General features: G+C 56.8%; 22 protein-coding genes. 3 read left to right on the forward strand and 19 right to left on the reverse strand.

Translation table 11 applies throughout. The features are described 5' to 3' along the window. Window positions 1-180: 180 nt before the first annotated feature. From JJE66_RS29425 to JJE66_RS29435, 3 genes are all read left to right on the forward strand, one after another. Complete coding sequence (locus JJE66_RS29425) at window positions 181-906, forward strand: FkbM family methyltransferase (RefSeq protein WP_200517927.1); 726 nt, start codon at window positions 181-183, stop codon at window positions 904-906. A gap of 99 nt (window positions 907-1005) precedes the next feature. After that, window positions 1006-1695, forward strand: a complete 690-nt coding sequence (locus JJE66_RS29430) for a class I SAM-dependent methyltransferase (RefSeq protein ID WP_200517928.1) — start codon at window positions 1006-1008, stop codon at window positions 1693-1695. A 223-nt stretch (window positions 1696-1918) separates the two neighbouring features. Further along, the gene (locus JJE66_RS29435; protein ID WP_200517929.1) at window positions 1919-2638 is read left to right on the forward strand and encodes an FkbM family methyltransferase; all 720 of its coding nucleotides are present in this window, start codon (window positions 1919-1921) and stop codon (window positions 2636-2638) included. A 597-nt stretch (window positions 2639-3235) separates the two neighbouring features. On the opposite strand, the gene JJE66_RS29440 is transcribed toward JJE66_RS29435, so the two are convergent. From JJE66_RS29440 to JJE66_RS38735, 19 genes are all read right to left on the reverse strand, one after another. After that, window positions 3236-4354: an acyltransferase gene (locus tag JJE66_RS29440; protein WP_200517930.1), complete on the reverse strand. Its 1119-nt coding sequence runs from the start codon at window positions 4352-4354 to the stop codon at window positions 3236-3238. Between the two features lie 331 nt (window positions 4355-4685). Then, entirely contained in the window at window positions 4686-6608 is a 1923-nt protein-coding gene (locus tag JJE66_RS29445; protein ID WP_200517931.1) for an acyltransferase family protein, read from the reverse strand. Then, window positions 6605-7162 carry a WcaF family extracellular polysaccharide biosynthesis acetyltransferase gene (locus JJE66_RS29450; RefSeq protein ID WP_200517932.1) on the reverse strand — a complete coding sequence of 186 codons (558 nt, stop codon included), beginning with the start codon at window positions 7160-7162 and terminating at the stop codon, window positions 6605-6607. Before JJE66_RS29450 ends, JJE66_RS29445 begins: the two co-directional genes overlap by 4 nt. 13 nt (window positions 7163-7175) lie before the next feature. Continuing rightward, window positions 7176-8354 carry a glycosyltransferase gene (locus tag JJE66_RS29455; RefSeq protein WP_311979972.1) on the reverse strand — a complete coding sequence of 393 codons (1179 nt, stop codon included), beginning with the start codon at window positions 8352-8354 and terminating at the stop codon, window positions 7176-7178. 21 nt (window positions 8355-8375) lie between these two features. After that, entirely contained in the window at window positions 8376-9776 is a 1401-nt protein-coding gene (locus JJE66_RS29460; RefSeq protein WP_200517934.1) for an O-antigen polymerase, read from the reverse strand. Beyond that, entirely contained in the window at window positions 9773-10927 is a 1155-nt protein-coding gene (locus JJE66_RS29465; RefSeq protein ID WP_200517936.1) for a glycosyltransferase family 4 protein, read from the reverse strand. Before JJE66_RS29465 ends, JJE66_RS29460 begins: the two co-directional genes overlap by 4 nt. A gap of 20 nt (window positions 10928-10947) precedes the next feature. Continuing rightward, window positions 10948-12111, reverse strand: coding sequence for a glycosyltransferase family 4 protein (locus JJE66_RS29470; RefSeq protein WP_200517938.1), 1164 nt, complete (start codon window positions 12109-12111; stop codon window positions 10948-10950). Next, complete coding sequence (locus tag JJE66_RS29475; RefSeq protein ID WP_200517940.1) at window positions 12095-12943, reverse strand: glycosyltransferase family 4 protein; 849 nt, start codon at window positions 12941-12943, stop codon at window positions 12095-12097. Before JJE66_RS29475 ends, JJE66_RS29470 begins: the two co-directional genes overlap by 17 nt. 376 nt (window positions 12944-13319) lie before the next feature. Then, window positions 13320-14228 carry a glycosyltransferase gene (locus JJE66_RS29480; RefSeq protein ID WP_200517942.1) on the reverse strand — a complete coding sequence of 303 codons (909 nt, stop codon included), beginning with the start codon at window positions 14226-14228 and terminating at the stop codon, window positions 13320-13322. Between the two features lie 3 nt (window positions 14229-14231). Next, a complete protein-coding gene (locus tag JJE66_RS38530; protein WP_283818526.1) occupies window positions 14232-14816 on the reverse strand; it encodes an acyltransferase in 585 nt (194 codons plus the stop codon). Between the two features lie 18 nt (window positions 14817-14834). After that, window positions 14835-15926, reverse strand: coding sequence for a glycosyltransferase family 4 protein (locus JJE66_RS29490; protein WP_200517944.1), 1092 nt, complete (start codon window positions 15924-15926; stop codon window positions 14835-14837). Next, window positions 15908-16858 (reverse strand): glycosyltransferase, encoded by a 951-nt coding sequence (locus JJE66_RS29495; protein ID WP_200517945.1) that lies wholly within the window; start codon window positions 16856-16858, stop codon window positions 15908-15910. Before JJE66_RS29495 ends, JJE66_RS29490 begins: the two co-directional genes overlap by 19 nt. Then, window positions 16858-17823 carry a hypothetical protein gene (locus JJE66_RS29500; protein WP_200517947.1) on the reverse strand — a complete coding sequence of 322 codons (966 nt, stop codon included), beginning with the start codon at window positions 17821-17823 and terminating at the stop codon, window positions 16858-16860. The genes JJE66_RS29495 and JJE66_RS29500 overlap by 1 nt, the downstream gene beginning before the upstream one ends. Further along, window positions 17820-18764: a glycosyltransferase family 2 protein gene (locus JJE66_RS29505; protein ID WP_200517949.1), complete on the reverse strand. Its 945-nt coding sequence runs from the start codon at window positions 18762-18764 to the stop codon at window positions 17820-17822. Before JJE66_RS29505 ends, JJE66_RS29500 begins: the two co-directional genes overlap by 4 nt. 12 nt (window positions 18765-18776) lie before the next feature. Continuing rightward, window positions 18777-20084 carry an ABC transporter ATP-binding protein gene (locus JJE66_RS29510; RefSeq protein WP_200517950.1) on the reverse strand — a complete coding sequence of 436 codons (1308 nt, stop codon included), beginning with the start codon at window positions 20082-20084 and terminating at the stop codon, window positions 18777-18779. Window positions 20085-20093: 9 nt separating this feature from the next. Beyond that, complete coding sequence (locus JJE66_RS29515; protein ID WP_200517952.1) at window positions 20094-20972, reverse strand: ABC transporter permease; 879 nt, start codon at window positions 20970-20972, stop codon at window positions 20094-20096. Window positions 20973-21159: 187 nt separating this feature from the next. After that, window positions 21160-23583, reverse strand: a complete 2424-nt coding sequence (locus JJE66_RS29520; protein WP_200517953.1) for an AAA family ATPase — start codon at window positions 23581-23583, stop codon at window positions 21160-21162. A 119-nt stretch (window positions 23584-23702) separates the two neighbouring features. Continuing rightward, window positions 23703-24203, reverse strand: coding sequence for a hypothetical protein (locus tag JJE66_RS29525; protein WP_200517955.1), 501 nt, complete (start codon window positions 24201-24203; stop codon window positions 23703-23705). Continuing rightward, entirely contained in the window at window positions 24181-25065 is an 885-nt protein-coding gene (locus JJE66_RS38735) for a hypothetical protein (protein WP_200517956.1), read from the reverse strand. Before JJE66_RS38735 ends, JJE66_RS29525 begins: the two co-directional genes overlap by 23 nt. Window positions 25066-25076 lie beyond the last annotated feature (11 nt).

A 25076-nucleotide genomic window follows, 5' to 3' on the forward strand; every position in this document is an offset into this window, starting at 1 on the left:
CCTTTCCCGGCTCCCCATCAATCTCTCTTCAGGAGAGCTTCATGGGGAGCCAATTTTGCTTTTGACGAGAGGCTCCACCGCTCCCTCGGTCTTTCTGGCGCGCGCTTCCCACTTGCCCCATTCAATTCTTGCTCTATCCTGCTGCTGGGTTCTAGCCATAATTGCCGAGAAGCATCCGTGTTGCAGCGTGTAATCTCATCCCTGAGCTACCGCGCCAAATGGGCGCAACTTGGCGTCATATATGGGAGGTCATTCAGGCTTGAGCATATCAAGCTTGGCGGCAAACGCCTTTCCCTCGACTTCCCAAATACCGAAAGGCCGAGGCAAGAACACGAATTCAGCAAAATCCTTATCGACGATTGCTACCGGCTGAAGGAAGTCAGGCACGCTCAAACGATCCTCGATATAGGATCAAATATTGGTCTGTTTGCCATTGCAGCACGACGGAGATTTCCAAGGGCCACCATCCATTGCTATGAACCAAATCCTGCTGTCATTCCCTATCTTCAGTCTCACTGTACCCAGACCCGATGTCAGCTCTTTCCAGCGGCAGTTGGCTTGAGTGAAGGGCGAGTTTCGCTTCGTGCTGACGATGAAGGAACGCTCTTCTCCACGACCGTACCGAACCCATCAGGTGGAATACCTCAAGTCTCTTTCGCCAGCGCGATTGAAAAACTTGGGACGGTCGATCTTCTCAAGCTAGACTGCGAAGGAGCTGAATGGGAGATCTTCGACGATGTGACGACGTGGAAGTCCGTCCATCGTCTTGCAATGGAGTATCACCTCTGGGCAAGAGAGGGCGCAACTGTGGCGACGCTTCGTGAGATCCTTTCCGCGATCGGGTTTCAGCAAATAGATATCCGCGACGAAGGCTTTCAATGGGGATTGGCTTTCGCCAGTCGTTAGGCGAGTGCTGTTACCGGCTTCACGCCACCGCAGGAGTGTTTCGTCCGCAGTCGGAGAGCGTTTCCGGCAGACTTAATAGGAATTTTTGGGGAAGCTTTCATGAATGATGTCATCAGTGAAATCGTCAGGCTCCCGATCAATTGGCATCCGCTCGGTGGATTCGATCAACGAACTGCCGAAGCAATCGTGCGAATTTGCGCCGACCGCGACATTTCCGAATCGGTTGAGACGGGCGCAGGCAAATCTACTCTTCTGTTCTCTCATTTGTCGCGACATCATACGGTGTTTGCTCTCAATGAGGGCGAGAGCCTAACAATGCCTCTTAGCTCCCCGCTCCTCCGCAAAGAGGTAGTGACGGTGGTCGAGGGACCGAGCCAGGACACATTGCCAAAGCATCAGTTCAAACGATTACAGCTTGCTCTGATTGACGGTCCACACGCTTATCCCTTTCCAGAATTGGAATACTACTTCATTTATCCGCACTTAGATCCTGGTGCGGTGCTGATAATCGACGACATTGACATCCCAACGATCAACAATATGTACCAAATCCTCCGGGTCGACCGAATGTATCGCGAGATTGCAATGATCGGGAAGGCGGCCTTTTTGGAGAGAACGGAGGCTCCTTTGTTAGACCCAATTTCCGGATGGTGGGCGCTTCAGGACTACAACAAGAAGAAGCGTGTAGTAGACCATTCAATGTCCGGTTATGCGCGGCGGTCTGCGCACGCCTTCAGGCGGTCGACTCCTGCTCCCATTCGAAAATTAGTTCGAACATTCTTCAAGTAGCGGCTCAGGTTGACATCTGAATGTGTATGGGTCGAGCCTTCTGTTCTGGTATCTGCCGACCTTTTCCGTGAGAATCTGCTGGTACCTGCTTTACACCAACAGACTAGGGACCACTGACGCGTCGGATCAGGCGCTCGGCTTTATCGTTTTGGCGTGGTTCACAATGGGCCTGAACGATGATCGGCATTTGTGCCAAAGCGTATCGTCGTGCATAATACCTCACATGAGTATCAGGCAATTTATTAGATCATTCATCGGCCCTTCTCCTCAGCCTCCGAACAGGAAGTTCCGGCCCGAGAAGGAGGACGAATTCAAATGGCTGAGCGATGCCAATATCAAAACCGTCCTCGACATAGGGGCGCACGCTGGAGAGTCCTCGCAGCATTTGCGCTCCATTCTCCCTGACGCCCGGATATTCGCATTTGAGCCGCTGCCAACTCCGTACTCCAAGCTCGTTTCATCAATGGGCGGGGACCCGAACTTTGTCGGCTTCCAAATCGCCGTCGGGGATTGCAATGAGCAGATCGAAATGCGGGAGAGTGATTTCACACAGTCGTCATCCCTTCTGCCAATGGCCGAACGGCACAAGAGCGAGTTTCCCTTCACGGCAAAATCGGAAGCGAGGTCAGTGGCAGTACGCAGGCTCGATGACCTAGGTATCGAGCTCGAAGACGATATCTTGATAAAGATCGACGTTCAGGGCTTTGAGGATCGCGTCATCAGGGGCGGCGAGAACACGATTAAAAGAGCCAAATTTATCATTACTGAGGTGAGCTTTACTCCACTGTATGAGGGGCAGCCGCTTTTCGGCATGATATACGACCAATTAAAGCAACTTGGATTTGCCTACGGCGGGGAGATGCATCAGCTCAAGAGCCCCAGGGATGGTCTCCCGTTACAGGCAGACGCTCTGTTTGTGAGACACTTTGCCCCTCCCTCTTAGCCCCTTATTTGGGACAATGACCAACGGAGCCGGCAGAGACACCCTATCAGGTTAACTGACGTCCTTACTGCGGCGGTATCCCGGAAGTGATCTTTCAAGCTCATGCGCTCCCGCGAACTCGGCCCACGCGGGGAGCCTGTCTAGTCTAGCGCGCCGGATTGCCTTGCTCCGCCTCAGAATCCATTCAGTTTTGATCCCAGATACTATCGAGCGTCTTTAGCTGAACAAACTCGGTGACGGTTGAATGCCCGACCTGATACGCATTAAGCGCTTCTTGTTTCAACTTGAGCAAGCTGTTGAAGTCGCCGCGATCTCCGAAGGTGTCTAAGGCTCACCGTTCTATTTTCGACACTCAGGCCAAAATGGAATCCCCGCCAGGCCCGACCTTGCCCCATTTCCTTCCGAGAGTTTGGCGAACGATTTCGAAATGGGTTCGAAGCCGACTATCTCGCCTTGATAGCCGACGTCAGAAGGCAACATTCGACATATCAAAACCAACTTTTCTCAGGCTTCGCTTCACAACATTCTTCAAGATCATGATTCCAGTCCGCACATCTGCTGCAAACGACAGAGACCAGCAAGGGAAACAGCAGAAATCTACTTCGGAACAGCTACCGATGCGGGGGCTGGCTTCATCAGAGTCACGCTGCGAATAATGTTACGCCCGATGGCGATAAACCGGTCTTCGACCGCCCACTTCGTGAACCTGGCTATCCAATAAGTCAGGCCAACCGTAAGAAAAAGCGAGCCAGCATAAACTAAGAGTGGAGGCGCCGACAGCCGGGAACAAAACTCAATAAGGAATCCAGTCATCCACCAGGCAAATACGAAGTGGAAGATGTACATCGAATATGAGACCTCTCCAATCCTGGCGAACGCTCCTCTATCTCTGATGAAGTGCTTGGCAATCATAAACAAGAAAGCAAAGCTTAGACCGGCCAATGTCGGCGACAGCATTGCACCAATGTGGCCCGGCCAATTCATGCAGGCGAAGGATGCGACGCCGAACAGCACCATCAGAATGACGTCGCGAGCCAGCGACGCTGCGCGCGGTTTCGAGAAATAAAGCAGCATACCAATGAGGAAGACGGGCGCCTGGTTCAGAATTGAGTAGTAAAGAAAACTATTGTTCGCGATTCCGCTCCGCTTAAGCACATAGATGATCGTCAATTGGATTAGACAGTTGACCAAGACGGCGGCGCCTACGGCGAGCCAAGGAAACTTCGGCCAATCCTCGAATCGTCTGAACATCATAAAAAGCAGCGGAAAGGCTGCATAAAAGAGCATCTCGGTCGCAATCGACCAACCGCCATGCACAACGCTGTCGTTTGCGGCAGGAACAAACCCGTGCACGAAGGCAATGTTGGCGGCGACATTGACCGCCGAATAATCAGCAAGCCGATTGGTCCCACCGAAATGAGCTTGCACGTAGGCGACGCCGACGTAAAGCGCGATCCCTACATAGTACAGAGGAGCAATTCTGAAGTAGCGGCGGACATAGAAATTCCTGACAGGTTCACCCGGCCGAGAGTCCATCGAGCGGCAAAGCGTGTATGCCGAAGCGACGAAGAAGAGCTGAACTCCCATTCGGCCAAAGCCTGAGACAAATAGGAGCGTAGGAAGATCCCGGAAATTCTGACCATGGTGGATGCAAATCACCATGAGAATGGCAATTCCGCGCAATGCATCAACAAATGAAAGCTTCTCGGAATCCATTCAAAAGCCTGCAATATTGATCCAGTATATTTCTTTAAATCACTATCGCGCAAGGAAGCGGTTCTTCATGGATCCGATTTGGTACCACGACTGGGAAGGCGTCATTCGTACAGCATCACCTGACAAGCAAGCAGGAGGTAAGAACAAGTTCCATCGACCCGGTCGCTACCTTTCGAAGACTGTAAAATTGATGGATCACATCTACCAGTACCACCGAACCCCTCACAAGGTTCGGGCGGCGATGAATAATCTTCTCTCTTCTACGTAAATCTCAGACCGTTTGGCTTCGCAGATTGTGCGCTACAGATCAGCTATTCTCGATCACGGGATATTACCGACCTGCGGTCGAGTTAATCATGCTTTGCAACGTCTCTTCGAGCCTCGGGCGCACGAGTGCTGTTCCCGAGCTCGATAGGTGAGTCCTGTCCTGATAGACCAGACGCCCATCGGGAGCCACCACACGAAGAGAATCGCCGTTCTCGATGAAAATGTCGGCAACATCGATGACGCGCACTCGCTCATCCTCAAATTTCCGGATTATAGTGTTAGCCTGCAGCCGGCCTTTCCTGTTTTCTAAATCCTCGAAGAAGGGTGGGCGCGCACCTTCGAGCATGGCATGACGCGTCGCATTTGGCGGCGATAGCGGCGGCTGAGTTACCACGATAATTTGCTTCGCTCGATCCTTCATCGTCGCAATCGCGTCGCCGAAACGGGCCTCGGCGTCGGCGCCGAGCTTTTCCGACCAAGCCTGCGCAAGCACTATCACATCGGGCTTAGCATCACCCAGAAACTCCGAGACTCTCGGCCAAAGTGTATCTCGATCTCCCGGGAGTTCGTTTCCCGCCGCCGCGCTAAGGACATTCAACCGGAAGCCGAGCACCCGAGCCAGCGAAGCTAGCTCGTATCCGTACATTGCCCCTTGGCTATCCCCGATTACGACAAGCCAGCGCTTTCCACTCGGATTAACCGAGATGCCGCCCGCAGCGACATTGCGAGCTTCGGCTGACAGATAGTAGTTCGATCGGATTGTGTAACCCGCAAAGCCGATAACAGTTGCGACGATTGCGAATAGACCAAATGTAGCGAGTCGATGATGAGGCAAATTAAGCCAGGACCGCATCGGCCGCTCAACCAGCCGGTAAGTAAGAATTGTCGCAAGAATCGAAACGACAACTTTCAACCCAAGACCAACCAAGGGGCTATTCTTGTAAAAATGGTAGTCAACGAAAGAGAAAGTTGGCCAGTGCCATAGATACAGCGAATACGATCGTTTGCCAACAAACACCATGGTGGGATGAGCCAGCGCTCGATGAAGGCCTGCCCTACTGCCAGAACCTATCGCGATCAACACGAGCACTGACCCAGCCACCGGAATCGTGGCGATCCATCCTGGGAAGCCTTCGCTGCGGACGATGAAGAATGACAACGAAATGATGACGAGTCCTATCGTCAGGTAAAGAGAGGAGTATTCAGCGGCGAGCTTCGGATATTGCCGCTTTGTGAGAGCCAAACTTGATCCAGCAAGTAGTTCCCATGCGCGAGTCGGTAGCAAATAGAAGGAAGCGGCCGGGGCAAGGGGCGTTATGAAGACGCACGCAAGTAGACTCAACAGCAGACATGTGATCATTGCCGCCAGCGCATAGCGCCGCATTCGCATCAAGAAATAGATCAGCACTGGAAATACGAGATAGAACTGTTCCTCGACAGCCAGGGACCAATAATGGATCAACGGCTGCGCATCCGGCGAAATCTCGAAATAGCTGCCTTGGAATAGCAACTTAATATTGATGAAGGAAAGTGTTGCAGCAAGCGCCGTCGCGCCGATCGAAGCGAAGTCTTGTGCCGAATAGAGAAAGAAGCCAGCTGCGATAGTGGCAACGACGACAAATAGTGCAGCCGGCGCGATGCGTGCGATACGCCTTTGATAGAATCGAAAAATCGAAAGCCTTCCTCCTTCAAGGTCCCTTAGTAAGAGACCCGTGATCAAGTATCCTGAAATAACGAAGAAGATATCGACGCCAACGAATCCCCCCGAAGCAATCGAGCATCCAGGTGAAACAGAAAAACCGACGCGACGGCGATCGCTCTCAACCCGTCTATCTCGGGCCAGTATGCCTCCCCGCCATCGAACCTTTCCACCAGCTTCGTGGAGTAGTAGCGCTGTTTCTCCAAAACACCCAAAAGAACTCTCCGCCGTATCTATTAGTGCAATGCAATCAACTATGCCATTCGGCGTACAACCTAATAAGCTCATACCCTGGAAACGCGATCGCCGACCTTCTTCGCCGGCACGCCCGCCATGATGGCGGCCGCCGGAACGCTCTCGGTGACTACCGATCCTGCGGCAACCACGGCTCCTTCGCCCAGGTCCACGCCCGGGCCGATGAACGCGCGGGCCGCCACCCAACATTCGTCTGCGATGCGTATCGGCGCGGCCTTGAACGGAAATGTGATGTCGCGATGGTCATGGGTGCCAGCACACAGATAGGCTTCTTGCGAGATCACGGAATGCGATCCGATCGATATTTCGGCAACCGAATAGAGGGTGACATTGTCGCCGATCCAGACATAATCGCCGATCGTCAGATTCCAGGGGTAGGTCACCCTGACACTTGGACGAATGAGAACCCGCTCTCCGATCTTCGCGCCGAACAGGATCAGCGCGAAACGCCGCCAGGCGAACAGATATTGCGGGGTCGGAAGCACAAAAAGCGATTGAAACAGCCACCAGAGCTGGGCCCTCCAAGCCTCGCGGCCACGCGCCGTTCCTGCAAAGCGTGACAGGTCTTGAAATCGATTCGTCCCCATTGCAATCGCCTCCTCATCTATTATTCAATACAACCTGATCATAACAAGCGAGCAGTTCGCGTCCGGCCCTGTGCCAAGTCAATCGCTCGCGTGCGTAGCGGGTGCCCTGCTCTCCCATTCTGGCGCGCGCTGCATCGTCGCTCAGGATTTCCGCGACTGCCCTCGGAAGTAGCGCATCGACCCGGCGTTCATCCAGAACGAGTCCGGCTCCCGCCTCTTCCACATATGGCCACGTGTTCACCTTGTCCGTCACGATGACCGGGACGCCCATCTGCATCGCCTCTGCGACGGTGATTGCGAAATTCTCCTGTCGCGAAGGCAGCAGAAAGAGTTCTGCGGTGGCGAAAGAAGCCCACTTCAGATCGCCATCCAGGCGACCTGCAAACAGCACGTTATCCTGCAGGAACAGTTCCCCAACGGTTCGCCTGAGCTCGTCGGTGTAGCGGACGTCCCCATCACCGGCGATCACGAGCAGCAAATTCGGAACGGTCGGCTTGAGCGAATGAATGCAGCGGAGGATGCGATCCAAACCCTTCTTTGGGTGGAGCCTGCCCAGGAACAGCAGAACTCGCTTTCCTGCGGCATGGGGAAATCGCTGAAGGAATTGTGCTCGCAACAGGCCCTCGGGCGCTGAGCTTGCATTTGCGCCGAGCGGGACCAGCGCGCCTTCCGGCAGCGGCACGCCAGCCAGCTTTGCCAGGCGTTCCTCTTCGGGGGTGGTGTAGATCATCCGCGCAGCACGCGCGATGTTGTGCTTCTCGAACATGTGCAGATAGGCCGACTTCTTCAGCGCCCTAACCGACAACGAATAGGGATCGAGCATTCCGTGCGGCATGAGGACGTAGGGCCGACCAAGCCGGGCGCAGGCATGACGGGCCGACACGTTCAGTGGGCTCCAGAGCGTGTGCACATGGACGATATCGGCCTCGCGGACCTGCGCCTCGATCGTTCCCGATCCCACGCGGCCGATCACGGGGAGTATCTCGAGCGGATTGAGGAAAGTCGTCGGAGCGATCTGCTCGAGCCGCTTCAGCAGCTCGCCCCCGTCACCATTGCAGTAGCCCGGCGTCGAGAGGATGCACGAGCGATGCCCCAACTCGTTCGCCTCCCGCACGAAATTCTCGACCACGACCGGCGGCCCGCCGGCGCTTGGATGCATGTAGGGAATGACATGAAGGATGTTGTACGGCATCGGAACTGATGGAGGAATAAACTAGTCGGTCTGAACACTGCTGGATTTCGGAAGCCAATATTTCCCCAGGAGCCACAACGCGAGTGTCGGCAGCATGAACGGAACCATCGTCAGCAAGCTGCGCATCGCCATGGCCGCGGCAAGAAAACCCGAGGCATATAGGATTTGGGAAAATGATGAGCCAACCTGCTGACCAGTACGGTTCCACCATCCCGCAGCGGCTCCGAACGACAGGCCCGCAATAAGGATGCCGATGAAGCCGAAGGCCATGTAGGCCTCTCCCACAAACGTGCAGGAGAGCGTCGTAACGCCATCGTTCATGCCGAGCGCCGCCTCGATGCTGGTGCTCAGCCCTTCCGGCTTTCCTGGCCAAAGCGCACGGGGTATCGGCTTGATGATGGCTTGATACGGAATTTCAAGACCGAGATAGGGAACGGCGTCCGGGAAGACGTTGGTCAGGTTCGACAGGTTGACGATGTTATGGTCGATGTAGAGCGTATCGTAGTGTCGCTCCTCAGATGTAATAGCCGTTACGCCGCCCGCCGATCGAAACTCGAGCATCAAGGTACTTGCAAACAGCAGGAGTGCGGCCACGGGCAGCCCCGCCATCAGCACCTGCTTGAGCTTGAGATCCGGCTTGCTCAGGGCATACGCGCCAAACATGGCGATGACGTAGGTACCGAGCACGTTCCTCGTGCCCGAAGCAAATGCATAATAGAACGTGAGCGCAAGCACGGCGATTACGATCGACTTCTGCGCGATTGAAAAACGTTCCGCGCGCGCGAACATCATTCCCGCAATCGGCGGCAGCAGATAGATCAGGAGGCTAAGCTCATAGAGCAGACTATAAACGTTTCCATACTTTCCGCGTCCCCACGGCTGGGTAAATCTGGGCCGCGACATCTGCTCGATCATCTCAATTGGGTTGAAATTGACCGCCAGAAAGATATGCAAATAGCCAATGACAAAAGCAAAGATGAACAGCCCAAACAGGTAGATTGGATTCAGATCGATTGGCGCGCTGGAGCTCGCCTGTTGCGGGACGAGATGGCGGCCCACAGCGAGGCCAAAGAAGCCCAGCAGAACAGCTATGGTGCCGCGCGTGGCGGCCTCGACACTGACAATTCCATTGACATCGGGTTGCGGGAAAAGAAATTCCAACAAGGTCAGCCCGTACAGCACCCAGAGCATCAGATTGTCGGTGCGGATCAGGCCGCGCACGCCCTGGGCCGCTTCCATGGCCGTGCTCAGCAGGAGCGCAATTCCGACCCCGATTGCCGCCGTCTTGAACAGTGACTCCGCGTCCTCCGACGGCAGCACGAGCCAGGTCACCGCGAGCCCAGCGACCAAGATCAACGTCGGCGCATTTGAATTCTTTTGGACTGCCTGGACCGCACCAGCCGTGATCGGTACTGACGTCATGAACACCTCGCCACTTCGCCGGCATAGAGCTTTTCATACCCCGCCGCCATCGCCGTATCCGCGAATTGCTGGGTAACCATAACACGCCCGGCTTCGCCGATGGCTCCAAGCTCCTGCGAACGGGCGATCAAATGTTCCAGACGCCCGTCACGGTCGTAGAATATGGCATTGCCGGCGTTCAGAAACGGCAGTTCCGCCGCGACCGTGGCCGAGACGGCAGAGGGCAGCCCCATGCTCATGGCCTCGATCAAGGCAAATGGCAGCCCCTCATACTCCGCGGTATGGAGGAAGAGGTCGGCGGCCGCCAGATAAGGACGCACCTCCGACTTCCAGCCGGCGCACCGGATCGCCAGTCCAAGGCCCTCGCGATCGACCGCCGCTTTCCATTCCCCAGCCAACTCGCCGTCCCCGACCCACACGAAGCGGAGATGGTCGTGCTGCCGGCAGAGCCTGCGCGCAACCTCCAGGAACGTGAACGGGTTTTTCTGCGCGACCAGGCGGCCGAGGCCGACGACGAGAAACTGGTTGTCCGCGATGCCGAGTTCTACGCGTGCCGCCTGCCTCATCGTTTGCTGGCCGCTCAGGTCGACCTGCGGCACGCCGTTGAAGATCGTCTCCGTCCTGGCATCAGGCCCGAGAAAGGAGGACAGCTCCTTGCGGCGGACCTCCTGCACGGCGGCGAACGCGCCTTTGAACTTCCGCAATTCGAACGCAGCCACTATGTCCCGCAGCAGAGCGCCACGCGCCCGCAAATACCGGGCGGTCTGGGTGAGATGGACTGTACACACGGAAGGCAATCCGCTGATGCGCGCTGCACGCAGCAGATCGAGCCCATCCTCCAGGTTTTGCTTGTTGATGTGAACGACATCCGGCTTGAGCGCGCGCCATTGGCTGGCGAGCGCGTTGGTCTGCCCCGCATTGAACAGGGTCGCGAGCGACCTTGACCGGTGGTCATAGGTATTGACGTAATCCGCCCGGATCACCTCGGAGAACTCGGCGCATTGCGACGCGAGCTCATCCATCCGGCGATGCGTCGGCATCCATGTCATGACCGAGTGGCCGCGGGCCGCCAAAGCACGACCGAGATAGAGGAGAAATATCTCGCCGCCGCCGCGCGAACCGGACCCGCTGCTCACCAAAAGTATTTTCATGAGTTTGCCAGAGCAGCCTTCTAAGATGGATTGCTTCGCGCCAAGCTGTCGAACACGCGGACCCACTTCTCGGCACCGGCTTCAGGGGTCAGGTCACGAGATGTTTCACGCGCGTTCCTGCTCCATTCATCGAGCACGGCGGGCGCTTCCACCAACTGCTGCAGCGCAGCGGCGAGGCTGTCGACGTCTCCTGCCTTGACCAACAGCCCGTTGAAGCCTGGCCTCACCAGATCCATCGCCGCGCCCACGTTGTCCGAACAAATGACCGGGATGCCTGCCGCCAGCGCCTGATTGACGACGACGCCCCAGCCATCATGGCGGCTCGGCAACACGAATACGTCGTTGCCCGCAAAAAACTCAGGCAGCCGCTCGGGAGGCTGAAAACCGAGATAATCAATTCGGGCTTTGGTCTTCGGATCGACCTGGCGCAGCATATCGGAAAGCTCGGCTTCCCGGCCGACAAGACGTAACGTCGCATCATGTCCGGCCAGAACCAGGCGATCGAAAGCTGCGAGAAGGATATCGAGACCTTTTCGCGCGATCATCTGACCACAGAACAGAAATGTCAGCGGGCCTTCCGACCGCTTGGGCCGCTCGATGCGGTGAAATGCCTCGATGTCGCAATGGTAGGGAATGTTGAAAGTCTGCTGACGAGGAAAATGGTCCTGATAGATGCGCCTCGCAACGCCGCCTATTCCGACGATCGCCGCCGCCGCGGACATCGGACTCATCAAGCCGCGCTGGACCAGCCCCTTCGCCCCCGTGTGAGTACGAGGGCGTTCCCCCCAGAAAATCCAGCGAGAGCGCCTCAGTCGCGCGTGCATCAGCAACTGACCGGTCAGAGAGGTGTAACTGCTGAGAATGACGAAGTCAGCATTCGCAAGATTAGGGAGCCGCCAGTTGACATGAGCGCGCACCGGCCCGATCGGATACCACGACCCAGGCAAGATGTGCTCGTAGCGCTCGAGGTCGACGGCCGGCCACGGGGAATCGGGAGAACCGGCCTCCATGTAATACACGTTCAGATCGATTTCGCGCCGCTTTGCCAATGCAGCAAAAAGATCTCGCTGATACGGTGATGGAACGATCGTAACGAAGGCCACCTTGTGCGGAACGCCGTTCGCACGCTCCGGCGCGCTCGGTTCGTGGCAATCGCTCACTGCGGGTTCAATCGATGAGCTCATTCCATCTCTTCCCGACACTATCCAAGGAAAACTGAGCATCGACCGAGGAGGCGTTCGACATCCTTCTCAATTCTGCCGGCTGCCTGAGCAATTTCGCCAACGCCGACGCAATGGCGGCAGCCGACACCTCCGGCAGAAGCAGCCCGTTCCGCCCATCCTGAACCACATCGCCGCAGAACCTCGAAGCAATGATGGGCAGATGCCAGCCTTGAGCCTCGAGTTGGGTCAGGCCAAATCCATCCGAAAAGGTCGGGAAGATCATCAGGTCGGCATATCTGTAGTGCCCTGCCGTTTCGCCGTGAGGCACGTGGCCGATCCATTTGACCCGTGGTTGGAGGAGAATGTCACGGGGGACCTCAAGCTGGATTGGACCGACGAATGTGAACTCGATTGGTTCGTCCTTCAGCTTCTTGATCGCCTCCAGAAGGGGCCCAATCCCTTTCCTCAAGTTCACCTGGCCGAGAAAGAGGACGCGCATGGGACGCGCTTGCGAGAACTGCTCCGGATAGGAACGAGGAGACGGCGCCGCGGAGGCTTCGTAGGCGAGCGGAATGCAGGAGATCTTCGAGGCTTCGATCCCCTCTTCCAGTAGCGCCTGCTCGGACCATTTCGAATTGACGACGATGTGCTCGGCAAGCTCGCATTCTTCGCGCCAGCGCTGCCAGTATGCCTCGGGTGGCGGCTGCCAACCATGAGAGAGGCCAGGCGCTTGATGAAGCTTTTGAAGAATGCGCTGCTCCGGCGGACCGGGGTCGATCTGCGCCAGCACCGTCCGCCAACCGTGACGGCGTGCCCAACGGAAAATGTCTCTCGCGGCATAGCTATACGCCATGACCACTCCAGAGCCCTCGCGCGGGTTCCGAAGACCAGACAAGACCCGGACGGCGTAGGCTTGAAATCTCTCGTTCCGAGCGATCATCAGGTTCCAGCCGCCCCGGCGCCGAGCTTTGGCGGAGAGTTCGAATACCAGGCTCGCCCAGTTGGAGGCGCTGACTGGTGCGTCGGCTAGCTCGGAATTGAAGCGGGATGCCGCACCCGTACCAACAAGCGGGCGCAGAAGGGATCCCGGCGGGATCCACAGGTCGGTTATGAGGCGGGCGAGATGCCCCCCTCGGTGATGCAGACGTGGAATTGCGTAATGCTCGCGTCCGCCGAGTTGGCAGCAGACCCATTTCGCGCTGCTCACATCCAATATCCTACAGGCCCAGCTATGATCCGTTAACCGAACCCTGCACCGTGGGCTTTGGATCGCGGGAGATTAATCTGAAAAAGCGAGATAGAACATCAGGATCAACCGGGTCTCTATATTGCCGAAACCGATAGCAGTCTAGCGGAATAGCCAGGAAACCGGCGATGATCCCTCGGAAGCGGCGGCGACTTGCCAGAAACCTTACTCTGTTCGCAACTTGCAGGACGCCCCAACCAAAGCGCGATACGGGATAATGCAGGAACGCGTAGAGCCCGAGATTGGTGATGCTGGCAGCCGTGATCACCGGAGAGCTGTGGTGCTTCAAATCGGTGTCGTGAAATACGCGCAGCGCCCCCACCTGGCAGATGCGCTGTCGTGCAGCGAAAAGCTGTAAGCTGACGTCAGTCTCTTCGACGCCGTATGCTACCGGTCGTGGCAGATACCCCCGGATCTTTCGATAGGCCTCAACTCGGATTGCGAACCCACAACCCACAAAATTTGGGCGCTCGAACATCCAATCCGCCAGTTCGGGCATCACTTCGTTTCGATGCCAGATCTGAGCAGCCAGCAGCGCGACATCCTCGTTCTGTGCGAACAGCCGCGCGATTTCGGAGAAGAACTGTTCATCGATCGGATAGGAATCGTCATCAAAGCTCACCGCGATAGGCGTGTCGCAAACCATCAGCGCGCGATGTCGCCCGCCTCCCGGCCCGAGTCTTGTGCTCGAACTCAACACGACAATGTCCGGGAACAGCCTGCTGATATCTGCGAGCGCATTATCGGCAGGGGCATCGAGATGAACGATGATTTTGGCTGGCAAAGGTCGGCAAAGTACGATGCGTTCGAGCACCTTGATAATTGCGGCCCCCCGGCCATAGGTCGGGATGATGACGGATACGGGTGCCCTCCCCTCATGCCCGCCGACCACGGCTCACCGCCCCCGCTGCTGAATGGACTTGGCAGGAACACCGGCGACCACCTCACTCTCGTCCACAGAATGCGTTACGACAGCGCCCGCTCCAATGATCGCGTTTGCGCCGATCAGCACTCCCTTCAGGATGATCGCACCAGCGCCAATCCAGACGTTCTCACCAATCGTGACCGGTACACTCAGCAACGGTTGATCTGCGCGACGCCCCTCCACGCCGGCAGCATGATCATGGTCGGTAATGTAGCAAAACGGACCTATCATGCTGTCCTTGCCAATTTCGATCCGATCGGACGCATCAAGCATCGTATAACGATTGACGTAGGTCCTCGGGCCAATATGAATTTTGGGTCTGCTTCCTCTATCGCCACTGCTGAGCAGGATCACGCCATCGTCCAGCGCAACACCGTCGGAAAGGTCGAGGTCCCAGGGATTTCGAGGTACGCTGACCCGCCGTATCCAGCAGCGATTTCCAATTCGTGCCCCCAGCAACCGGAGCCGAGCAATGCGCAGGCGCATCGCGATCGCACCAGGATAGCGCATGATCCTATTGGCGAACTCCTCCCTGATGCTCACGGCTTGGACCATCCAGATACGCCTTGCATCTCAGGCTGCCAAAACGCGCTTGTAAAAGGCTGTTGTTCGCGCCGCGATGATCGGCCAATCAAAGCTCTTCGCCCGAATCCCGCCGATGCGTCCGATGCGCGCCGCCGAGTCGCGGTCCTCGTGCAACGACAGGATAGCTTCGACCAACGCATCCACCGAACCCGGAGGAACCAGGACCCCGGCCTCACCGACATATTCTCTGATGCCGCCGACATCTTCGCTGACGATCGGCAGCTCGCAAGCCATTGCTTCCAGGATCGCGTTGTTGGCCGTTGCCGCCTGCAAAGTCATTAGGAGACACGATGACGAGCTGTACAGCCGGCGAAGATCCAAGTCGGACACACCGGTTAGAAGTCTGACATTCGCGAGCCCCTCAAGTTCTCGCGTCTTATCAGGAGAGGCAACCACGACGAACGAAATTTCTGGACGAACGCTGCCGATGATCTCTACGACGGCTCTCAACAGATCGAAGCGGCGACGATAGCTTCCCACGGAAAGGACCGTGAAGCGCTCGCTGGTCGCGGCTTCGGAACGATGAAAATGGCTCAGGTCGATGCCGTGCGGAATGACCTCAATCTTCTCGCCGTCGACGCCACGGTTCAGAAAGAATTCGCGTTGCGTTTCACTCATCAAGATGATGCCATCAAGGCTTCTTAGCCGGCTCGCGCGAAGCGTGGCAGGCAACGTATCTGTACATGCATGAAAGGTGGCGCACACCTTCGGCCGACGCCTGGAGGGCAGGCAGTCGATAATCCCCCAGTCACGCTCCCCCCACAGGAAGTGCACGAGTCCCTCAAATCCTGTTTGACATTGAAGCCACGCACGAAGCTCCGGCTGCATCGAACTGAAGCGATACCAGCTTGAACCCGTGAATTGATTGATCCACCGCTGAGCCGCGCGCTCGACGACAGTCCGCGGCTCCCGCCTGCGGTTTCTGAGCAAAGCTGCATGCGGCACATGTTTTGCGAGCTGCGTATAGCCGGAATAAGCTCCTTGAACATCGCTGTCAGTTGCGAGGAGCAAATACGGATAGTTCTTGTGCCTATCTCTATCAGGTGCTGCTCGCCCCGACATCAGATGGTTCGGCTCCAAATACCGTTCCTGAGCATATGGCCAACGGCTTCGGCAGCCCGAAATCCAAATGCGTGAAAGACAAATCGATATCCGAGCGGCGCGGCTCGGCCGCGCGGCGAGAACCACCAGTCGGTTGCAAATATCTGGCGAATTAGGCCGATCGAGCGCGCTCTGTCATATGCCCAGGCGCTCCGCGCAATCTCAAAGCGCGCCAGATTGATAGTGAACAAGCGGCTGGAAGTTAGCTCGCCCCGGCTCCTGAGAAAATCCTCGAGCTGCTGCTCGATCATGAGCCGGCGGGTGTGGACCAGTCTGATGTCGCGCTTGCAGAGCGTTTGGTCGCTCCACTGGCGATACACTGCGCCGTTCTTCGCGCTGAAACCAAATCGCTTGCCCCCCATGAGCAAGCGCAGATACAGTTCATGCTCCTGACAACACGGCTGCTTCGGATCCCATCCGCCGACATCCAGGATCGCAGCTTTTCGCCAAAGCGGTGCACCGGTCTGCGGCAACTTCCAACTGGCCAGAAGAGACCAATAGTCCAACGGCTCGGGTATCTCCATGACCTCTCGGCGAGCGCCGTCAGACGAATAGTACTCCCAAATCGCCGGCCCGATAACGAGATCGACATCCGCCAGAGACTGGATAAGCTTGGCTTGGTTTTCTATCTTGTCGGGCAGGAGATAATCGTCGGCGTCAAGATACTGGACCCACTCACCTCGAGCGAGCTCGAGCAGCCGATTCCGCGTTTGATTCCCGCCTCGATTTGGTCCCCCCACGTATCGAATGCGATCACCATAGGACTGAATGACATCGAAGCTGCCGTCTGTAGAGCCGTCATCGACAACGATGACCTCGACATTCGGCCAGGTTTGCGCCAGCGCGCTGTCGATTGCCTGACCGACCCATTGCCGCGCGTTGTAGCAGGGTATTAGGATCGAAACGAGCATCAGACACTGCTCCTCTGGGACAATGCCGTTGCCATGCTGACCATCGCCTTGTCCGTCGACGGCGCCGGCTTCATATCCAGGAGGCCTTGCTTGACCAGGCGAAGCATTCCTTCGCTGTACATCAGATGTCGCACGGCGCCCACGTAGTGGCGGAACGGCCGCTCGCCGAGGCCCGGCGTAAGATAGACTTGATAGTCTTGCGGCAACAACTCCACACCGTAACGCGAGCTCAACAAGGCAAACAGCGTCTGCTCGATCCGCCATGGATGGCCATCCAGAATACCATCCAGTCCAAGACACTCCTCAATCCAATCCACCCGCATCGAGTCGGGTTGGATGACACCAAATCCCGAATTGACCTCTTCCGTGACCTCGAAACCGAGGCGCTCCTCCACGATCCTCCAGTCGAACGAATATGAAGTTTCGACGTCCCGATTGAACGTATTGCGGAGATAGGCCGGATCTTCAGCGCGGTTCAAAAAGGCCGAGGGCTCGCGAAAGAACAAGAGATCGCTGTCGAAAAGTAGCATCCTCGGCGATCGCAGGCTCATCTTGAAATCGAAGAGCTTGAGTGCCAATGCATTAGCTTGCCGAAACGCCTCGCATCTCGGATACCCGCGGAGGAAGTCTCGCGCCTGGCGATCGGCATCAGCGCGAAGCAAGATGCGGGCGGCTGGGAAATGCTTCCTGATCGCCTCGAGGCCTTCGGGCGGAACCGAGCCATCTTCGTGCACGCAGAGCGCGTAGTGGCGGCCGCTCATGAGGTAGAACGACTTCAAAGTCCAAATGAGGTTAAGCCAATCCTGGGCCGATGTCAGGACATGGATCTCACAACGCGAATCGTTCGTGTCGGTAATCGGCGCCGTATTCAGGATCCGGGGCCGTACGCGATCGCGAGCATAGGCGACGCGAAATCCGCGACTGTACTTTTGACGAAGGCGCAAAAGAACGGCTCCGATGCTCACAACTTGCCTCCAAGGACTGTGTTCGAAAACAATGGCTTGACCGAGGCTGTCAATCGAGTTCTGAACGGCCCTGCGAGCAGAACACTCGGATGCGACAATGCGTAGCCAGCCAACTTTGCCCTTCTGCGCGCCGGGGGCTCGTTGCAAGCAATCGATTCACGCACGCGCGGAAGGAATTCCGCGTGATACATCCATTCAGCGCGAAGGCGGATCTGCTCTTTTCTTCCTATGGGAGTGCTCTTCGAGAACAGATAGGGCCGCACGACGCTGAGCAGTTCATTCGCTGTACGTTCGGGCTGGGTAGACTTTTGTAAGGGATGCAGGCGGAAGGCCGCCAGGCGATCGTCTATGAACCCAGCCCGCCCCCCGACAGCAAAGATCCGGGCCCAATAATCGTAGTCCATCACCCAGTGGAGATCCTCGCGGAAAGGGCCGATCTTCTCGGTCATGCGACGCGTCCAGAAGACTTCTGGCTGAACGAAATTCCGTCCGCCCCACCAGACCCCCCATAAGTCTAGGCATTGTTCGAGGCTTCTGATGTCGCCTTGCTGCAATCTAACAAGCGCCCCGACATGATCAACGATCTCACATTGGCCGTGGACGAGATCACAATCGGGATGCTCGACCCAGTAACGTGCGACCTTCTCGAGCGCCCCAGGCAAATAATAATCATCGCTGTTGATGTAGGCGATAATGTCGCCGGTAGCCCTCGAAAGACCTTTGTTGATGGCATGCGTTTGCCCGCGATCGGACTCGCTCACCCAGTACGCAATTCGGCTGCTATAGCGTTTGATAACAGAAACAGTTTCGTCCGTGCTACCCCCGTCGATTACGATGTACTCAAGGTTGGGGTAGTCCTGCTTGAGCACCGAGCTGATTGTTTGTTCAATGAACGAGCCCTGGTTGAACGACGGCGTAATGACTGAGATTTTTGGAAGCATGCCCAATTCCTCTCAGGAGATCATACCGGTTCGCCGTGACCACTCCAAGATAGGAGCAATCTGGCCGGGCCTGTTGCCTTCGATGGTGTCCCACAGCGGGGATTTTCCATGGCGCAACCGAACCTGAAACTGAATCACAGCATCTTCTTTGACCAGCCAAACCACGTTGTGAATGCTAAGCCGAGGGCTGACGTAGAAGGTCCCCTCATTCAGCAGCCCCCCCGGAATCCTGCATCGCCAGACGTTTTGCCCTACGTGCGGCTCGAGCCATTCCCGCCGTTGCGCGTCGGTCTGATAGCTGCGAAAAATCGTACCGCCTTCAGAGTCGAAAAGATCGAACCCGACGCAAAACGTTCCGGTAGGAACGTCTGAGACGGTGAACTCGAGCTCGATGTTAATATCCCCATCACTCTCGAAAAGGCTCGAAGGAACACCGTCGCCTCTGAACAGACGAACAGCGACCAGCGCCACCCCATCTCGTTGCGGTGCTTGTTCGAGGGTCCACTCTCTTATGCCTGTTTCGGTTTGGCTGTCCGAGAGATAGCTTGCTACCACATCCCTCGCGGGACCTTGTCGAGCCACACGGCCGCCCTCCAGCAGCAAGACCCGATCGCAAAGGGACTGCACAGCCTGCATGTTGTGGCTGACGAAAAGCACCGTTCGGTGGTCTTTCGTCGCGACCGACTGCATCTTGCCGAGGCACTTCTTTTGGAATTCGGCATCGCCGACTGCCAGCACTTCGTCGACGATCAGGATTTCGGGCTCCAGATGTGCCGCGATCGAGAACGCCAGCCGGACATACATGCCGCTGCTATATCGCTTGACCGGCGTATCCAAGAACCGTTCCACGCCCGCAAACGCAACAATTTCGTCGAAACGAGCACGAATTTCAGCCCGGCTCATGCCAAGGATGGCGCCGTTTAGAAAGATATTCTCGCGGCCACTGAGCTCGGGATGAAACCCAGTACCGACCTCAAGCAGACTCGCCACCCTGCCTCGTATGCTGGCTCTCCCGGCATCCGGCTCGGTGATCCGGCTCAGTATCTTCAGCAGAGTGGATTTTCCCGCGCCATTCCGTCCGATGAGGCCGAGCACTTCGCCTGCCCCGACGTCGAACTTGACGTCACGAAGCGCCCAATACTCCTCAAGAGTATCGCCCTGTATGATTTGGCGTCCGGAGAACAAGTCGGCCGTATTTCGCGCTACTGATCGAAATTGAGCAACGATCGCATCGCGCAAGAGATAGTTGGACGAGCTCCGTCGATGGCCGAGCCAGTAGCGCTTCGACAGTCCTTCTACCGATATGGCAACGTCGCGCATCTACCAATCTCAAATCTGGTCAGCAAACTCGCGCTCGGTAGAGCGGAATTTCCAAACGCCCAGGACGACCAAACCCAAGGCAGCGGCAACACCAATGGCGAGCGTGGATGCTTCTGGCTTCGGCGCTCCCTCGATCAAGCACCATCTAAATCCGTCGATGACGGCAACCATCGGGTTCAGCGCGTACAGCATACGCCAGTCACTTGGGACGACGGCCGTGCTGAACCCAACCGGCGATATGTACAGGCCGAGCTGTACCAGAAATGGGATCACATGCCGGAAGTCCCTGTATTTAACGTTAAGTGCCGCAAAAAACAAACCCGAACCCAAGCTCAACGCAAAAGCGAGCATGAAGAACAGGGGCAAAAAGACGATGTGCCAGCCTGGAGCCACGCGATAGAACAGCATCAACATCGAAAGCAGGACGATTCCGATCATGAAGTCGGCAAACGCAGTCACGACGCTGGCGAACGGGATGATGACGCGGGGAAAATAGACCTTACTCACCAGTGCGGAATTTTGCACCACGCTGTTCGATGCCTCGACCACCGATGAGGCGAAGAACGTCCATGGTAGCATTCCCACAAAAACCATCAGCGGATATGGCACTGCAACCCCCGCCGGGAGTTGAGCAATACGGCTGAACACGATCGTGAAGATCAGCATCGTAATCAATGGCCGGATCACTGCCCAGGCCACTCCGATGACCGTCTGTTTGTACCGCACTGATATGTCACGGCGTGCAAGGACGATGAACAGTTCCCGGTAGCTCCACAGGTGCTGCCAGTACCGTCGGTCGATTCCGCCCGGCTCAATCGTTATGCTATTTCTATCCTGCCGGGCGTTGATCGGGCGATGCCCGTCGGGGACGTTGTCTACCAGTGCCATGAACTCATTGGGCCCGTTCAGCGCAAATTAAGGTTGTTCAGCCGCCGCCACGGCGGTTCGTGGTGGAACCTATTACACGAAGTCTGTTGCGTAGCGTTAACAACGCCCCTGTCATTGCGCCATTGACGGCCGCGTCAGCAGGAGGTCATGAGCTTGCATCCGAACGTGCTTTGCTTGCTCGGAGCGATCACGCCGAAAGCTCGGCTCGTCCGCTCTTCTGCGCACCGCCCGGCATACTCCCGTAAGAGTAGCCATAGTACATCCCGCCATACGTATCGTACCGCCCCATCGCTTCCACATCGACTTTATTCAGAACGATACCAGCCGTCCGGTCGTACACAGCGGGCGCATGTCGCAGGGCGTATTGGACCGCATCGATCTTGGTTTGTCCCCACTCCACGACCAAAAGATAGGAGTCCAGAAGTTGCGACGCGGCGCGAACGTCGGTCGCGGCCAGAAGCGGCGGAAGATCAACGATGACGTAGTCGAAAACTTTTCTAAGCGCAGAGAAAAGCGTCAAAGCCTCGGAGGATGCCAGAAACTCGCTCGGAGAGATCGCCGACCTAGCGGCACCAGGCAAAAACGACAGATTTGTCGCCGGGTCCGTCCAAATCAGCTCCTGGAAATTGGAATGTCCGTGGATCGCATCAACTACTCCCAGTTTCGCATCAGGTGACAGAGCTCGCGAGAGGGATGGATTCCGAAGATCGCAATCGACCAGGATGACCTGCTGCCCTCCTTGAGCGATCACGGCCGCCAAGGCAGCTGCTAAGGATGATTTGCCTTCGCCCGGAAAGGCGGACGTTATGCCGAGCACCCGGCGCGACTCAGATGGCGCCTCCAGTTCCAGGTTCAGCTTGATCATCCGGACTGATTCAGCAAGGATCGAATCCGGAGCCTGCTGAACCGTCCGCATCAGACGAGAGGTCTTGTGGATCCGCTGCACCATCGTGTTTCGGAGCACCGCCGCAACAGTCGAGGTGGTGCGAGCTTGCATAGCGAGCGTCCTCGGATCATTCAAGATTCCGAGCATGGCACGGTCGGTCAGAACCGGGACAAGACTGAGACATTGCAGCGAGAGTGCACTCTGCACCTGCTCCTTGGTACGGAAGCCTCGATCCATCAATTCGCGGAGCGCACCAAAGCCCACGCCGAGCCCCGCACCAGCCAACAGGGTGGTCAACCAGATCATGCCCCGCTTCGGACCGGTTTGATACACGGCTGCCGGGGAAATGGCCCGTGCTTCCGTGACAGGCAACGTCTGTTGCTGAACCGCCTCCGTGTGACGTTGCAGGAAGTTATCATACAGGCGGCGATAGCTTTGCGCAGTGGCTTCCAGATTGAACAATGTAATTTGCGCCTGGTTCACGCCCTTTGATCGCGCGACGACATCCGCAAGCGTCTTCTCCGCCGTCGCCTGCCGCTGGCTGGCGATGTCGTACTCGCTCCTCAGCGACTCCCGGATGCGGACCAGTTCGCTCATCATCGAGCGGCGAAGGTCCCTGATCTGCTTTTGCAGATTAAGAACCGCGACATGGTTCTTCCCGTATTGGGCCGACCACGTCATTTCGCGGTTCACAAGATCAAGGTACTGCTTTCGCAGCTGTCCGATAATGGAGTTCTGCATCGCATCGCTTGTGGTCTCGTCGGCTGCCGCAATGGTCTCGTCGAAACCGGCATCCGCGCTGGATTGACCGGATTTGACAACCGCATCGATACGGTTCAGGCGGGCCTGGATGTCGGACGCAGCAGCCTTGGTTTGTGCAACCTTGTTCGTTGCATCCATCATTTCCTGGTCGTTGACCAACTTTCCGCCGGCCGCCACAATGTTGTTCTTCGATTTGAACTCAAGCACCGCGCGCTCGGCATTGGCCGCATCTTCACGCAGAACCTGCAATCGCTCCAAAAGCCAATCGCTTGCGCGGCGATTGGCTTGATACTTTGCAGTCAATTGGTCGTAGATGTACGCGTCCACCATCGTGTTCGCGATCTTCACCGCTTGATCCGGATTGCGCGAACGAAACTCCACCCGCAGCATGTTGCTCAGGCCGACCCGTTTCACCTCGATCCGGCGCGTGAAGGCGCCCTGCGCCTCGCCAATGCGCTCCGCCTCGCTCCGCTGCCGGTCAGGTTCTGCGAGGCCAACCGCAATCAAAGCTCCTCCCAGCCCAAGCTTCTTAAAACCGGCCGCCAAACCAAGATGCTCAAACATCGAGGCGAAGACGCCGGGATCCTCTCTCAGGAATTCAGGGTCGTCGGCAAGGCGGAGCTGTTTGACCACATAGGCGGCGACGCCCTGCGATTTCAGCACGCCGATTTGGTTCTCCACCCAGGACGGATCTCGCGAGGCATCCGGAACCATGGAGTTGGGGAACAGCTGGGTCACCCGGGGATCGACCATGATGGTCGACGAGGAGGTGTACGTAGGCTTGGCGAAGAAGTGATTGATAAGACCGAAGGGAAGAGCCGCAGCAAGACAAACAGAGATGATGAACCATCGCCGTCGCAGGAATCCGACAACACTATCGACCTTCTGCGCAAAGCTTGGCGCCGGGGCAGCCGAGGGGACGGGCGAGCCTGACGACGAACGCATCGGCACAATTTCGTTCACAGCGAGTTCCCAATGCTAAGGTGAAATGGAGAGCTGTTGCATTTTTGCAACACCTAATATTTCTTTAATAATATCGCGCTGCGTCAAGGAAAGCGACATTAATCTCAAGACCAGGTTAATTAAACGGGAGCAGTGGCCGCTCGGGCCGTGAACTCCTCCCAAGGCAACCGGGACACGCTGCAATTCTTGGGAGAAATGATAGCGTAAACAGCGCGTTCGGTGGAACTGATTCCAAGTTCGCGTAGCGCTCTAGCCCACAGGAAGTCCGAAACCGTAAGCCAAGTCGGCTGCTCATTATAGATTTTGCCGCGATAAACCACGAATACCTCATCTGTGGGCAAGGCAAGCCGACGCACCAAGTCACGATCCGAACCCATCGCCGGTGAGCGGAAAGCCGAGATCCGGCACACTCCTGTGGACGCCACAACCGACGGCTGACCGTCCGCAGGGTGCTCTACGACAGAGACGCTGAAATGCTGCCTGGTCAGAAATTCGGCAAGCTGCGATTGCGGCGACATCGCTCCCTCGCCGGAAGCAGCCGGCCGGAGCAGCAATTTGCAGCCCAGAGTGAATATGAGTGTCGCGCTCAGCAGAAATTTAAACCCGCGCGAAGATTTCACGTCTTGCTCCGACAACGCTGAACATAACCATCAACATCAACATGATAGTATTGGTAACAAGATCGCCCCACTGGTTATGGATGGCGCTGTAGTAGGATTGTCCTAGCCCCATCAGGCTGATGCGCGTGACGTTCACGGCGACCACCGACAAGCAAGCGAGACCTGACCACAGCAGGTCAATCTTCGACCACCGATGCCGGACCCATTGCGAAATGCTAATCCAGCAGAGGAAAGCGAGCGACATATTGGCAAGTGAAGAGCATGGCGCCAACACGATCATATAGCCCGAGCCGTCGACGAACCGGACCATGTTTCCAACCCGCGATGAATCGAGCACCGTTGCAACCAACAATGCATCGATATCCAAGATCGTTTTGGCAAACATCTGAAAAAGCAGGCGACTCCAGAACATCGGGACCGCCAGCGCGAACAGAATAATTGCGGCGCGGGCCCGGTCGGAATTGTCACGAGCCCGCAGCACGACGTAGACACTAAGACCAGTAACCGCGACCCAGCTCAAAGGATAGATCGGAAGCGCAACCAGGACCAAGAAAATCGCAGCGACAGCGATGTCCATCTTTTGGATCTGTTGCCCCCCCGCACTTTGTCCGAGGCTCGAGAACATCATCGACAGACCCGCAAAGCAGGCAAAGAATACGATAGCGTTGATGTCGATGCTCAGTGCTGACGCCAGTGCGCTATCCGCATGAATCGCCTGGATAAAGCGGCCCAGCAGTCCATTCGCACAACCCACGACATAGAGCGTGCAAAACAACTCATCCCGTTGGAGATTGAACCAGGTAGACTTACCTTTGGCTCGCCCCCCTGCGGTTAACGAAGATTGGACAACTTCTATTGACACCGCAGGCTCCC

The sequence above is a fragment of the Bradyrhizobium diazoefficiens genome, from assembly GCF_016612535.1.
In the GTDB taxonomy this organism is placed as follows: domain Bacteria; phylum Pseudomonadota; class Alphaproteobacteria; order Rhizobiales; family Xanthobacteraceae; genus Bradyrhizobium; species Bradyrhizobium diazoefficiens_C.